The organism is Bifidobacterium sp. ESL0745 (genome assembly GCF_029433335.1).
Lineage (GTDB): Bacteria > Actinomycetota > Actinomycetes > Actinomycetales > Bifidobacteriaceae > Bifidobacterium.
The window spans coordinates 70,098-83,626 of sequence record NZ_JAQTHX010000003.1 but is presented as its reverse complement, the minus strand read 5'-3'; the positions used below and the strand labels follow the sequence as shown (position 1 = coordinate 83,626).

Annotated in this window: 8 protein-coding genes; 7 read left to right on the top strand and 1 reads right to left on the bottom strand. The window is 55.9% G+C overall.

The window, feature by feature from the left end; translation table 11 throughout:
- Positions 1-288 precede the first annotated feature (288 nt).
- The 6 genes from PT275_RS08405 to PT275_RS08380 all read left to right on the top strand — a co-directional run bounded on the left by PT275_RS08405 (position 289) and on the right by PT275_RS08380 (position 8,459).
- Complete coding sequence (locus tag PT275_RS08405; protein ID WP_277153938.1) at positions 289-1,647, top strand: extracellular solute-binding protein; 1,359 nt, start codon at positions 289-291, stop codon at positions 1,645-1,647.
- A 245-nt stretch (positions 1,648-1,892) separates the two neighbouring features.
- Positions 1,893-2,897 carry a sugar ABC transporter permease gene (locus PT275_RS08400; RefSeq protein ID WP_277153937.1) on the top strand — a complete coding sequence of 335 codons (1,005 nt, stop codon included), beginning with the start codon at positions 1,893-1,895 and terminating at the stop codon, positions 2,895-2,897.
- A 1-nt stretch (position 2,898) separates the two neighbouring features.
- Positions 2,899-3,804: a carbohydrate ABC transporter permease gene (locus PT275_RS08395; RefSeq protein WP_277153936.1), complete on the top strand. Its 906-nt coding sequence runs from the start codon at positions 2,899-2,901 to the stop codon at positions 3,802-3,804.
- A 13-nt stretch (positions 3,805-3,817) separates the two neighbouring features.
- Positions 3,818-4,024, top strand: coding sequence for a hypothetical protein (locus PT275_RS08390; protein ID WP_277153935.1), 207 nt, complete (start codon positions 3,818-3,820; stop codon positions 4,022-4,024).
- Entirely contained in the window at positions 3,984-4,874 is an 891-nt protein-coding gene (locus PT275_RS08385; RefSeq protein ID WP_277153934.1) for a hypothetical protein, read from the top strand. The genes PT275_RS08390 and PT275_RS08385 overlap by 41 nt, the downstream gene beginning before the upstream one ends.
- Before the next feature lie 42 nt (positions 4,875-4,916).
- On the top strand, positions 4,917-8,459 hold the full coding sequence (locus PT275_RS08380) for a family 78 glycoside hydrolase catalytic domain (RefSeq protein WP_277153933.1): 3,543 nt from the start codon (positions 4,917-4,919) through the stop codon (positions 8,457-8,459).
- Between the two features lie 124 nt (positions 8,460-8,583).
- Here the strand turns inward: PT275_RS08380 and PT275_RS08375 are convergent, their stop codons facing one another.
- The gene (locus PT275_RS08375) at positions 8,584-9,900 is read right to left on the bottom strand and encodes an MFS transporter (RefSeq protein WP_277153932.1); all 1,317 of its coding nucleotides are present in this window, start codon (positions 9,898-9,900) and stop codon (positions 8,584-8,586) included.
- Positions 9,901-10,253: 353 nt separating this feature from the next.
- Between PT275_RS08375 and PT275_RS08370 the strand changes: the two genes are divergently transcribed.
- Positions 10,254-13,460, top strand: a complete 3,207-nt coding sequence (locus PT275_RS08370) for a family 78 glycoside hydrolase catalytic domain (RefSeq protein WP_277153931.1) — start codon at positions 10,254-10,256, stop codon at positions 13,458-13,460.
- Positions 13,461-13,529: the final 69 nt, after the last annotated feature.

The window sequence follows — 13,529 nt, the reverse complement described above, 5'->3', positions numbered from 1 at the left end:
GTAATCCGTTGTCGCTCCATACTTCGAGCCTAGCAGCGCGAAGTGCTTAACCAGGTGAGGTGCCATGGATTGCCGAAGGCATAAAAGAGGACTATTGGCGAATTGCCGCGGTTCTTCCAGTAATTACAACCGAACAGTTGCTCTATCAAATCTGACAAATAATGGCAACAAACACTTTCCTTGTTGCCATTTGTGTACTCTGAAAATTAAGGACGGCAGCGGAATACGGAAACGTAGTTCGTCAGTCCTTGCATATAGGCGAGGAAGCCTTGAAGAAAGGATTTGAATATGAAAGTCTCACGTCCAGTAGGCGCCATAGCAGCGGTCTCTGCGCTCGCAATGCTTCTTGCGGGTTGCGGTGGCGGCGGCGACGCGAAAAACAGCGGTGCCTCCGACTCCAACGCGTTTGATAAGAACGCGAAGACCGAGATCACAATGGGTGGTTGGTCGCTGAAGATGACCCCGGAGTTCCAGAAGCTCGTTGATGGTTTCGAGGCGGAATACCCCAACGTCACCATCAAGCTCAAGGAATACAGCGCAGATGACTATGACAAGCAGCTCACCGCTGATATTTCCGCCGGTGCACAGCCCGATGTCTTCCCGCTGAAGAACACCGTTAAGTATGATACGTATGCAAAGTCGCAGGGCCTGGCCGATATCAGCGATATCGCCAAGAAGTTCGCCAGCCACAAGACCTATGACGACTCCATGTACAAGACCAAGGACGGCAAGTATTTTGCTCTGCCGTATCGCGCCGATCACTGGGTCCTCTTCTACAACAAGGACATGTTCAAGAAGACCGGCGTCAAGGAACCTGATGCCACTTGGACATGGAATGACTACACCAAGGCCGGCGAAGAGCTCAAGCAGAAGCTCCCCGCTGCCGGATATGACGCCAATTCCGTCTATCCGATGTACCAGCACAACTGGCAGTCCGTGGTTCAGTCCTTCGCACTGGCCCAGAATGGCCAGCCTGCCGAGAAGACCTATCTCAAGGGCGATTTCGGCTACATGAAGCCTTACTATGAGCGTGCTTTGAAGTGGCAGGACGAGAAGCTGACGATCAGCTACAACACCTCCTTCACCAACAAGGTTCAGTATCAGGCGCAGTTCGGTACGCAGAAGGCCGCCATGATGCCGATGGGCACTTGGTATGCCGCTTCGTTCCTGAGCCAGCAGAAGACCGGCGATGCCCAGAAGTTCGATTGGGGCATGGCTCCGATTCCGCAGAACCCGAGCAAGAAGGTTCCTTCCACTCCGATCACCTTCGGCAGCCCGACCGGTCTCATGGTTTCGGCCAAGTCCAAGGGCCAGAAGCTCGCTGCGGCCAAGAAGTTCGTTGAATGGGCTGTTGGCGAAGGCGGCGCTGATGTGCTTGCCAAGCTCACCACCACTCCTGCCTATATCGATGACAAGATCACCAAGGACTTCTTCGCAGCCGATGGCATGGCCACCGATCAGAAGTCCCAGGACGCTTGGTCCAAGTTCGACATGAAGCTGGAAGCGCCTGTGAGCTCTGCCACTGATACGATTCAGACTCTTCAGAAGACGATGAACTCCTCGATTCTTACCGGCACCTCAAAGCCCGATGCTGCTATCAAGCAGTGCCAGGATGATGTCAAGAACCAGGGTGTTCTCGAAAACTGATTATCGTAAAACCGTCTGAAACATGTGTCGCGGTTGAGTTGGTAACAGCCGCGACATATAGACGGGAGACCGGCAGGTCCATATCGGGTTGGCAGGTTTGATTCCCGGATAAGGACTGCCGGTCTTTTTCATTACCAAAAATGTAATTGTTGTGAGATAATAACAGTTGACAGGTGTTGCAAGACGACGTTGACGCAGTAGTCAGCGGCTTGTACCCATTAGCTGTATTCAAGGAGGAGGCAGCGATGTCGGATTCTTCTAGTTCGGACGTTGCCGCGGTGGGTGCCGATCTCGCCGCAGCAGGGGAGGCGGGTGCCGCCGAAGCCCGAAATAAACCGCCGGCACCAAAACGGCAAAAAACCGGAGGGATGGACGCAAAGGCGATTTCGCATCGTAACCTGCGCAATGGTCTGATCTTCATTTCGCCGAATTTCATCGGCTTCATCCTGTTGACGCTATTCCCGGTGCTCTCGCTGTTCTATATCGCGTTCACGAAGTGGTCGGCGTTCGGTATGCCGAAGTTCAACGGGCTGGTGAACTGGGTACGTTTGGTTCACGACCGCATCTTCTGGCAGACCGTGTGGCACACGTTCTACTATTCATTGGTGCATATTCCGCTGACGTTGGCGATTGCGTTCGGCTTGGCGGTATTGCTCAACTCCAAGCTCAAGGGACGTGGCTTCTTCCGTACGGTGGCGTTCATGCCGTATGTCACCTCAATGGTGGCGGCCGCGCAGGTGTGGGCCATGCTGTTCGACCCGAAGTCGGGCCCGATCAACCAGTTCCTGCGCCTGTTCCTCGGCAACAACGTGCCTGGCTGGCTTGGTTCGACCAAGTGGGCTATGCCTGCAGTCATCATCGTGGGTACTTGGCGTGAAGTCGGCTACTACATGATTCTTCTGCTGGCTGGTCTGCAGACGATTCCTAGTGAATTGTATGAGGCCGCAGAGCTCGATGGCGCGAACGGCTGGCAACGATTCTGGCACGTTACGGTGCCTTCGATGCGACCGACGCTGTTCTTCGTGATGGTCACGTTGACCATAGGTTCGTTCAAGATCCTCGATTTGACCTTGATCATGACCGACGGCGGTCCTGGAACGACCACAGAGGTGTTGGCCCAGTACATCTACTCGGTGGCATTCGACAACGGCGACTATGGCTATGCATCTTCGGTATCGTTGGTGTTGCTGTTCATCTGCATGGTGGTCACGCTGATTCAGTTCTGGTACAACAATGCGAAGGAGAAGTAACATGTCCGCGCAAACAGTATCCCCTCAAGCAGTTGAGACTGGTGCCGTGGCACCTGAAATCCCCTTCAACAAGAAGCCCGTGTCCCCGCTCAAGGTCGTTGGCACGATCATTGGCTATCTCGCCATGATTCTGGTGGCCGCGTTCACCCTGCTGCCGTTCTTCTGGATGATTCTTTCGTCCTTGAAGCCGAACAACGAGGTCTATGCGGTACCGATCAAGTGGTTCCCGTCGGCGTGGCAGTGGCACAACTACGCGGCCATCTGGACGAAGTCCAATATGACCACGTGGATTCTGAACACCCTGTTCTTCGCGATCATCGTGACCTGCCTGCAGGTGTTCACCGGTTCGTTCGCCGCCTATGGCTTCTCGAAGATTCCGTTCCGTGGACGCACCACGCTGTTCCTTATCTACATTGCGACCATGGCCGTGCCGTGGCAGGCCTACATGATTCCGCAGTTCAAGATGATTGCCGCTGTCGGCCTTTCCGACACCCGTTGGTCGATTATTTTGCTGCAGGCATTCGGCGCGTTCGGCGTGTTCATGATGAAACAGTTCTATGACACGATACCTGAGGATTTGTCAGAAGCCGCTCGACTTGATGGTTTGAGCGAGTTCGGCATCTACTGGAAGATCGTCCTCCCGCTTTCCGGTCCGTCCATTGCGGCGTTGGCGATCATCACCTTCACCAACACCTGGAACGACTACATGGGCCCGTTGATCTACTTGCGTTCCGCAAACCTGTGGACCATCCAGATCGGCCTCAAGCAGTTCATCTCCCAGTACAACGCGGATTACGCGATGATCATGACTGGCTCCGTCATCTCGGTGCTCCCGATCATCATCGTCTTCCTCATCGGCCAGAAGCAGTTCATCGAAGGTATCGCTACCTCCGGCATGAAGGGCTGATACCGCTGGTTTCATGAGTAGTGAAAATCCGATGTATGCAGGTCGCAGTGATCTCATTGCGACGCATACATCGGATTTTCGTATTATCGCCCATACGCGCGGTCAAGACTATGAGACGGTAGACTTTACGATGGTGGATTTCGATTCAGGTACGGATCAAAACGGAAGGGAAGTGCGTGATGGCGGATTCGTCAAGCGGCAAGAATCACAATCTTGGTGAGGCGTTCGGGCTGATAGCCAACAGCGTCTATGTCCTGCTGATGGCGGGATGGTGTCTGTTTGTCGGCATCATTCCTCTGATCGCCATCTGGGTGGTGGTGCAGAATGTTGACTATTACCCGGCTCTCACGCTTGCCCTTGTCTTAAGCTCGCCGGGCATCGCGGCCGGCTTCGCCCTCTTCCGCGACCAGCCGACGTTGTTCGGACGCGCGAGCAAACGCCGGGTCCGTATGTACAACGAAGGCTACCGGACCCCCGACTGGATCGCCGGCCCATACGTCCCTCCGGACGATACCGCGGCCTGCATCCGTCCGTATTTCCGTGCGTTCATCCGTTTGCTTCCCCGTGCGATCGCGCAGGGTGCGATTTACGGGTTCTTCATCTTCACGTTCTCCTATTCGATGCAGATCATGATGAAGCTCGGTTTTGGCGCCGTGATGGTGCCGGTTCTTTCCGTCTGCATCATCTTTCTTATCCAATCGCTGCTGGTCTCGCTGGTGCTCGTGGTGGAATACCCGAATGCGAAATGGTACGCGGTCGTCAAGAACGGCGTGCTGCTTTCGGCGCGGCGGATCTATATGGTCGTGATCAGCGGCCTTGCCATCTTCGGCTATTTCTGGGGAATGGCGAGCTCTCCGATCATCACCGGATTGCTCTTCACTGGCATCATCTGGTATATCGTCTGGGCTTCAGCGCGCTGGCAGGCCGACGTGCTTTTTGTGGCCCTCGCCCGTGAAAGCGGCGATAAGAAGCTGATCGAGCTTTACACCGGCGACAGCGAAAAACCCGAAAGCGGCTCCGGCGGTGGCATGTCCGGTCTCTTCTCGTCGATGAGCGATTATCGACAATAAATACAAAAAAATTCCGTAAAGTAGTGGCATAGAGGAGTTTCAATGAGTAACGACGAGGTTGCTTGTAATCTCAACGAAAACGAAAAGGAATCATCGGAAGGTCGTGACGCAGGCGGCACGGCAGCGGGCATTCGACCGTATGGTTTGTTGACGGGATTGCGCGACGATCCGCTGGGTATCGGGCAGGCGACGCCACGTTTATGGTGGCAGGTGCCGATTGTGCCGGGTGTCGGTGGCATGCAAATTTCGTATGAAATTCAGCTCTCGCAAAGTGCGAGTGGATTTATCGACAGCGGGGCGGAATCCACGGGGGAAATTCGTTCGTCTCAAAACCACCGCGGTTTTGCCGAGGGGATGACGAATCCCGCCAGAAAAGTGTGCCCGTCGCAAAACTCGTGCGGTTTTGCCGGAGAAGCAACAGCTTCTACCGGAGAGATTCATTCGTCGCAAAGCACGGCGATTGCGTGGCCATTCGAACCGTTACCCGCTCGCAGCGTCAGCTTCTGGCGCGTGCGTGTGCGGGTCGGGGAGACTTCGGACAAGTCCGTTCTTTCCGATTGGTCTAAGCCGCAAAAGGTGGTCGTGGGGCCTTTGCGGGCCGAGGATTGGGATGGTGCGGCCAGCATCTGGGCCTCCGGTGGCATGCCCATTCACTCGTCTGAGCCTGGGCCGACGCGTGCCGAGGACGCCGTCTTGCGCTTGCGGCTCAAGGTATTGGGCAAGTCCGCCAGTATTCTGCTGCGTTCCGCTGTGGACTGCAACGACGGATTTTTGTGGCGCTTGGATGCCGAACATAATGTATTGCAAAAGATGCACCTCCACAATAATCACGAGCAACCCATCGGCGCGGCTAGTGTGCCGCAGGATATCGATTTGCACGATTATGTTGATTTACGCATTGTCGCCGTCGATGAATGCGTACGGACGTTCATCAATGGTATTCAAATCGATGCGGTCGACGGCATCACCAAAGACGGAGCGGCTTACGGTTTCAAAATGGCGGAAGGTGAATCGGTAGCCGTCAAAAGCGCTTCGATTTGCCTGCCACAAACGCAAAGCGGGTGTGACCGAACCGGTCTTGACGTCAACGGTGAGGTAGATACTGAGCGTAGTAAACGTTCGAATGGTAATGGCGTAACCGGCGATGGTGACCAACGTTCGAATGACGTCGATATATCGAATATTTCCCGGGGCGGGTACCGGAATGTGGCTGATTCGTGTGATGGTCTTTCCGATGTAAGCGAGTCTTCCGGCGCCGGTAAGCAACTGTTTGGTATGGAATACCACGATGGCTGCGCCGTACCGCCGTATGCGAAGCTCGTCGATGGGGCGATGGTGGTGCCGGAAGGCGCGTTCGGGCTACTCGGCGACGCGTTGCCGGGAGATTATTGGGCGTTTCTTCGCCACGAATTTGATGTGCCGGAAGGTGAGATTGCGGCTGCTTATCTGTATGCGGCGGGTCTTTCTCCGCTGGGTGCGCGGCAGCATGTGTACCGCGCGTGGGTCAATGGCAATTTTGCCGGTGTCGGCTCAAGCCGGCAGGCTGAGGGACCTGCGTACGAAACGTACGATGTGACAGAATTTATCAATTCAGGAACCGCCAATGTCATTGCCTTCCAAGCGTGGGCGCAGGCGGGCGGCCGCGTGCAGGCGATGCTCGATGTGCGATATGCCGATGGCAGGGTAGTCACCGTAGCCACGGGCCCGGATTGGCAAGGCAGGCCGGGACTTGACTGGATGCCGTGGCATGGCGACATGAACGAAACGGTCAATTATTTCGTCGCTCCCCGCGAGGACATCGACGCCAGACGTGAGCCGGTCGGCTGGAAAACCGTGGGTTATGCTGGAACCGACTTCCGGCCCGTTGAGTCCTTCGATGGCATCGACGGTTTGCGCGCCGACGAATCAGTGGAAATCAAGGCTAATGACCTCAAGGTGAAGCCCACGCGTTTGGCGCCAGGCCGTTGGCTGTTCGACACCGGCATGGAACGCAGCTATTCGGTGCGTTGCCACCTCAACGTTCCCGACGATTTGGCCGGCACCGAACTGACGTTGCGTATGGGCGAGGAGCTCAATGCGGACGGTTCCGCGCGTTTCCACCTACGCGGCGGTATCCGTTATGAGGACACGTGGACCTTGCGCGGTGGCGAACAAGACTTCGAACACTGGGGCTATCGCTGCTTCCGCTATCTTCAAATCGATACCGACGAGCGCCTCGACCTTTCCGGCGCCATCACTTTTACCGATTTGGTGGCGCCAGAGCCCGATCAGACGGCGTCATTCTCGTCCAGCGACAAGACGCTCAACGAGGTGTGGCGTCTCTGTGCCAATACCTTGAGCGAAAGCCGGGCGGACCTTTATATCGACACCCCGACCCGCGAGCGCATGCCCTATGAGGCCGATCTTCTGACCCATGGTCGCGGCGAGATGGCATTCGCGCGTTCCTATGACCTGACCCGTAAAACCAGTCGGTATTTGGTGCGTAACCCCGGCAAGTTCACCGAATACAAGTTCATGACCGTCCAAATAGCCTATCAAGAATATCTGGAAACTGGCGATCCGGACGAGCTTGAGCGTGATTTCGGGCTCTATGAAGGTGAGCAGGGGCTGCGTTGGCTCAATGATGACGGTCTGATAGAAAAGGACCGCAAGACGCCGGAAAACGATGACATCGTCGACTGGCCGCAGCCCGCGGAGATTGATGGCTTCGACTTCACCCGTGTCAATACCGTGGTCAACGCATGGCAATACGGTGCCTTGCGCGCGCTCGCGGCCGCTGCCGAGGCGGTTGGGCGCGGCGATGCCGCCAAGCGTTACGATGCGCTGGCCGCTCGTATGCGCGAAGCGATGAACAAAGAGCTTTTTGATCCATCGGCAGGCGCTTATCGCGATGGGCGAGATACCAGTCATACCGCGATCCATTCCAGCGTCTATGCCGCCGCTTTTGGCATTCCCGATGAAGTTGACGCCCGGGAAGTGGGGAAGTGGCTCGTGGCGGATAGCCGCTTGGACGACACCGTGCCGGTGAGCTGCAATGCCGTAGGCTGGCTGATCGAGGCGTTGTACCGCACCGGGCAACCGCAGAAGGCGCTCGATCTCATGCGCTCGCACAGCGCGACTTCGTGGTGGTCGATGATGCATCGTTGGGGTGCCACGCAAACCATGGAGGCCTGGAACCCTGAAATCAAGCCGAACACGTCGTTCGCGCATCCTTGGGGAGTCACGCCGATTGTGGAAATCGCGCGATGGTTGCTCGGCGTGAATGTGACGGACGCCGGTGGCTCGCGGATTGTCGTTGCACCTCATCCTGCGGATCTCGAACACGTTTCGGGAAGCGTCGCCACCGTTCGTGGCTTGGTTTCGGTCGATATTCATCAAGGTAAGCGTACCAAGGTACAGGTCACGGTGCCCGGCAATGTGGTTGGAAGGTTGGAATACCCACTTGCCGGGAAACTGCTCGACACGGTTTCGGCTACTTTTTCGGCTGACGGGTCTTCGGCTTCTTCCGGTATTTCCGGCTTGTCGGTGAAAGGCAGCAGCCTCATTGTGCCGCTGGTTCCCGGCGTGACCACTGTGTGCCTGTGATGGGTTTGCCTTCGGGCGCTTGTTATATTGGTTCTGATTTAAAAAATTGAAGATGATATAAGTAAATGCCTCCAGCGCCGATAGCGGCGATGGAGGCATTTACTAGTTTGTGTTAGAAACTTACTCAGGCCTTGTCGACCACGGAATCACGAGAATCCTCGGTGTTGATCATGATGACACCGGCGATGAACGAAACCAGCATGATGGCGAAGAAGCCCCAAGCGGTTGCGCCGATATGCTCAGGAGCTACGAGCGAAGGCGTGATGATGGCGAACAGAGCACAGCAAATACGGGAGAAACCGTTGATGAAGCCCTGAACGGACGCGCGAATCGTCGCAGGGAATGAATTCTGGGTCCACACCTTGTACATGGCTTCGCCGGCGAAGGAGTTGAAGATATTGAACATAGCCAGACCCGCAACGATGAACCAGAGGCTGCCACTGCCCAAACGGATGCCGATGGCCATGATCGCCATGGCCACGACCTGCATGGCTCCGCCAAGATAGAACAGAGGCTTACGCATCTTGCTTGCAGAGATTTGGGTGAAGATGACGGACATGATGGTGGCTACGCACAGAAGCACAAGACCGATGCCGGTAGCGAAGGTCTGACGATGTGCCGGATTGGGAATGTTAACCGAAAGCAGATAGGTCTGGAACTGGCCCCAGGTGTTCGCAAGGAGGTTCCAAGCAACGTAGTAGACGCCGATACCGATCAAGGAGAACAGGAAGGTCTTCTTGTACTTGCCGAAGAGCACCTTGGTGACGCTGACCTTGTTTTCTGCCACATCAACGTTGTTGAGCTTGGCATTCGCTTCGATACGGGCCTCACCCTCGGCGTGGATTTGCGCCAAGGTCTTGCTGAAGGTACGCATGCAAGCCGAAACAAGAGCGATAATCGTCAGGAAGATGAAGACCACGCGAGCGGAAAGAATACCCGTGGTGGACAGGAAGAAGGTCACCAGATAGGAGATGAACTGACCGAAATGCCAATAGATCTGGTGGCTGGAGACGAGCTTGTTGGAAATGCCTTCGTTCGGCGCGTCCCTGGACATGACTGCCAGTGAGACCGGCAGTTCGGTTCCGGAGGTCAGGCCAAGGATGACGGCAGCGACAATCAGCGTGCCGTAATTCGGCGCGAAAGCCATGAGCAAAGTGCCGATGGCATAGATGAAGTTGATGTAGTTATAGACGCGGATACGGCCGATGCGATCGGCAATGCGCCCCCCGAACAGTGAACCGAAGCCGATTGCGAACGTCAATACGCTCGATACAACGCCTACCTGGACCGGGGTCATGTGCAGGTAATCCTTGAACACAGTGATCGTCGCGCTCAGACCGACGATGCACCCGGAACCCAGTATTCCGCCTAAACCGCTTGCGATTTGCAGGCTTTTATACTTTCCGAGCTTTGTGGACTCAGTTGCAGATTCATCAGTCATGAATCTCTTTCCCCCTTTGATGTTTCCGATATCCGGCTTCGTGGATTCGGCGTTATCGCCTTTTCGGAACCGGTATTATCGGTTAACTCTTTCCGTCTTCTCAACACATGACGGGATATTTCTAATATAAGAATAAAATTCCTAGGCAGGTAATCGTATCGTCGCCGATGGGATTTATATGGGTGAAGGACTCGGTGTTGGTGAAGTCGAAAACGGTTGTGATGTGAACGTTTTCTGAACGGCTGGCCATCGTTTTTCTATTTCAGTGCAAACTATGGCAATTTGCCCGGATTCCATTTATGGCTACTTACTATACAGCCGGAAGCAGGCCGCATAGCGGTGAAGGAGCTGAAATGAAATTGGAAGAAATGCAAAGCACTTCGGGGACGCCGGTATTCAAGAAAGTGTCGGATGACGATGAGGGGGAGGCGTCGTACCGCCCTCATGAGTTGTTGACCGCTTTGCGCGATAAGCCGATTGGCATTGGTCAGACCCATCCCCGTTTGTGGTGGGAGGTGCCGGTAGTGCCCGGCGTCGGCGGAGACCAATTGTCATATCAGATCGAGCTGTCGAATGACGTCAATGGATTCGCTGATGGCGCGTTGGTGCAGAGCACTCCGGAAATCACGTCTTCGCAGAGCACTGCCGTTCCGTGGCCTTTCGAGCGGCTTGTTCCCAGGCAGGTCGCGTTTTGGCGTGTCCGTGTCCGGGTAGGCACTCTGGGCGGAAAATCCGTTCTGACCGGATGGTCTGAACCGGTGAAAATCGTTGTGGGACCTTTAAGTCCGAGGGATTGGGACAATGCCATCGGCATCTGGACGGTAGGCGGTGCGCCGGTGCGTCCGGCCGACCCGGGCCCGGCGACATCGGTGGACGGAACGTTTTCGTTGTGTTTCAAAGTGCTGGGCGAATCGGCTGGCATTTTCTTCAGGATTACCGCCGATTGCCAGGATGGGTACCTTTGGCGATTCAATGCCACCGACAACACCTTGGACAAGGTGCATGTGCGCAATGGTCATGAAAACCCCATCACTTCGGTCAAGTTGCCGCAAAACATCGATTTGCGCCAATATGTGAACCTGTCAATCAATATCGACGGCAATCGCACAGCGACGTTCATTGATGATATTCCCGTCGATGTTGATGACAACATCACCAATGACGGTTCGTCCTTTGGTTTCAAGATGGCTGAGCATGAAAGCATAGCCGTCAAGAGTGCCAGCATCGTGCCCCTCAACCAGACCGAGCCCATCTTCCAAGCTACGTATGACAAAGATTCTGTCGTGCCGACGTATGCCCATGTGACCGACGACGCCATGGTGATCGACGAGAATTCCTTCGGTCTTCTCGGTGATGTGTTGCCGGGGGACTATTGGGCGTTGCTGCGTCGTGAATTCGATCTGCCGGAAGGTACTGTCGTCGGTGCATATCTTTATGCCACGGGCCGCTCGCCCATCGGCGCGCGCCAACACGTCTATCGTGCATGGGTCAATGGGCAATATGCGGGCGAAGGCCCCGCGCGCGATATCGGACGCAGGACCTATGAGACCCACGATGTCACTGATATGGTTCGCCCGGGTGCCACGAATGTGCTGGCATTGCAGGCTTGGGCCCAGACCGGCGGCCGTGTGCAGGCGCTTTTGGACGTCCATTACGCCGACGGCAGCATCTACACGGTGGTCAGCGGTCCAGAATGGCAGGGAAGGCCGGGACTTGACTGGAGGCCTTGGGTCGGGGATATGAACGTCAAGGTGAACTATTTCGTGGCTCCCCGCGAAGACATCGATGCCCGTCATGAGCCCGTCGGCTGGCAATCCTCGAATTACCAAGGTTCCGATTTCAGGCCGGTGGCGACATATTCGCGTGTCGGCAATCTGCACGCGGACAGTTCCAATGGCATAGGCGTCATCGCCTATCAGCCCGTTTCAGTGACCCAATTGGCTCCTGGCAGCTGGCTTTTCGATGCCGGCGTGGAGCGTGTCTATTCGGTGAGGTGCAAGCTGGATGTGCCGCAAGGCCTGTCCGGCACGCAATTGCGGCTGCGTATGGGTGAGGAGCTCAATGACGATGGCTCGGTGCGATACAACCTGCGCAGCGGTATTCGCTATGAGGATACCTGGACCCTGCGTAAAGGCAAGCAGTCCATCGAACATTGGGGTTATCGCTGCTTCCGCTATCTGCAGATAGATACGGTCGAAAGCCTTGACCTTTCCGACGCCATCACGTTGCTGAACACGGTCGTGCCCGAACCCGAGCAGATCGGTTCGTTCCATTCTTCGGATGATGTGCTCAATGAGGTATGGCAGCTCTGCGCCAACAGCATGCGAGAAAACCGCAACGATCTTTACATGGATACGCCGACCCGCGAACGCATGCCTTATGAAGGTGACTTGGTGACCCGTGGACGTGGCGAAGTGGTGTATTCGCATTCCTACGATCTGCTGCGTAAAAGTTGCCGGTACATCGTGCGTGCCCCCGGAAAATTCACGGAGTACAAATTCATGCCCATCCAAATGGCGTATGAGGAATATCTGGAGACAGGTGACACGGACGCGCTTTCGAAGGACTGGGGGCTTTACGAGCGTGAGCAGGGCTTGCGTTGGCTGAACAAGGACGGGCTGATCGAGAAGGATCGCAAAACGCCGATGAACGACGATATCATCGATTGGCCGCAGCCCAAGGAGATTGACGGATTCGAATTCACCCGCGTCAATGCCGTGGTCAATGCGTGGCAGTACGCCGCTTTCGTGTATTTGGCCGATGCAGCCCAGGCGGTGGGACGCGAGGATGACGCGTCCAGGCTCCGCAGATTGGCCAAGCGTATGCGTTCGGCGATGAACACGGAGATGTTTGATTCGGCGATCGGTGCGTATCATGACGGACGTGACAGCAGCCATACGGCCATGCATTCGACGATGTATGCCACTGCCTTGGGAGTCGCTGAGAACAAGGATCTCAAGCGTATCGGCCAATGGCTCACCGCTGATGGAAAACTCGATTGGGTTCCCGTCAGCTGCAATGCCGTGGCATGGCTGCTTGAGGCCCTGTATCGGACCGGTCAGGATCAGGCGGCGTTGGAGGTCATGCGCTCGCATAGCGAGACCTCGTGGTGGTCGATGATGCATCGTTGGGGTGCCACGCAGACCATGGAGGCGTGGAGCCCGGATATCAAACCGAACACCACTTTCGCGCATCCGTGGGGAGCGAGCCCTATTGTGGCGATTTCCCGTTGGATGCTTGGCGTCAAACTGGTCAAGGCGGGAGCTTCGCAGATTGCGGTTGAACCGCATCCTGCCGACTTGCCCGAAGTGCAGGGCAGCGTGGTGACGGTTCGTGGGTTGGTTTCCGTACAAGTCAAGCAGCAGAAGTCTACGACACTCACGGTCACGGTTCCCGGCAACACGAGGGGAACGCTGCGCTGGCCGCTTTCCGGGCATACGTTGCAGGATGTTGCCGTCACTTATCCCGATGGACATGATGGGGATTCTTCGGCAAGCGTGGATTCAGACACCATTGTAGTGCCATTGAGCGCCGGAACGACGACAGTGGTGGTTGGCTGAGAAAAGTCCCGCGGCGGCCGGCATCACTGGGAATTTGTGTCGAGCTCTCGTGGGTTCGGTGATTTCCTA

What these genes read in the sequence shown, in the direction of transcription:
- PT275_RS08405 (WP_277153938.1), top strand. Translation starts at nt 289, where the DNA reads ATGAAAGTCTCACGTCCAGTAGGCGCCATAGCAGCGGTCTCTGCGCTC.
- PT275_RS08400 (WP_277153937.1), top strand. Translation starts at nt 1,893, where the DNA reads ATGTCGGATTCTTCTAGTTCGGACGTTGCCGCGGTGGGTGCCGATCTC.
- PT275_RS08395 (WP_277153936.1), top strand. Translation starts at nt 2,899, where the DNA reads ATGTCCGCGCAAACAGTATCCCCTCAAGCAGTTGAGACTGGTGCCGTG.
- PT275_RS08390 (WP_277153935.1), top strand. Translation starts at nt 3,818, where the DNA reads ATGAGTAGTGAAAATCCGATGTATGCAGGTCGCAGTGATCTCATTGCG.
- PT275_RS08385 (WP_277153934.1), top strand. Translation starts at nt 3,984, where the DNA reads ATGGCGGATTCGTCAAGCGGCAAGAATCACAATCTTGGTGAGGCGTTC.
- PT275_RS08380 (WP_277153933.1), top strand. Translation starts at nt 4,917, where the DNA reads ATGAGTAACGACGAGGTTGCTTGTAATCTCAACGAAAACGAAAAGGAA.
- PT275_RS08375 (WP_277153932.1), bottom strand. Translation starts at nt 9,900, where the DNA reads ATGACTGATGAATCTGCAACTGAGTCCACAAAGCTCGGAAAGTATAAA.
- PT275_RS08370 (WP_277153931.1), top strand. Translation starts at nt 10,254, where the DNA reads ATGAAATTGGAAGAAATGCAAAGCACTTCGGGGACGCCGGTATTCAAG.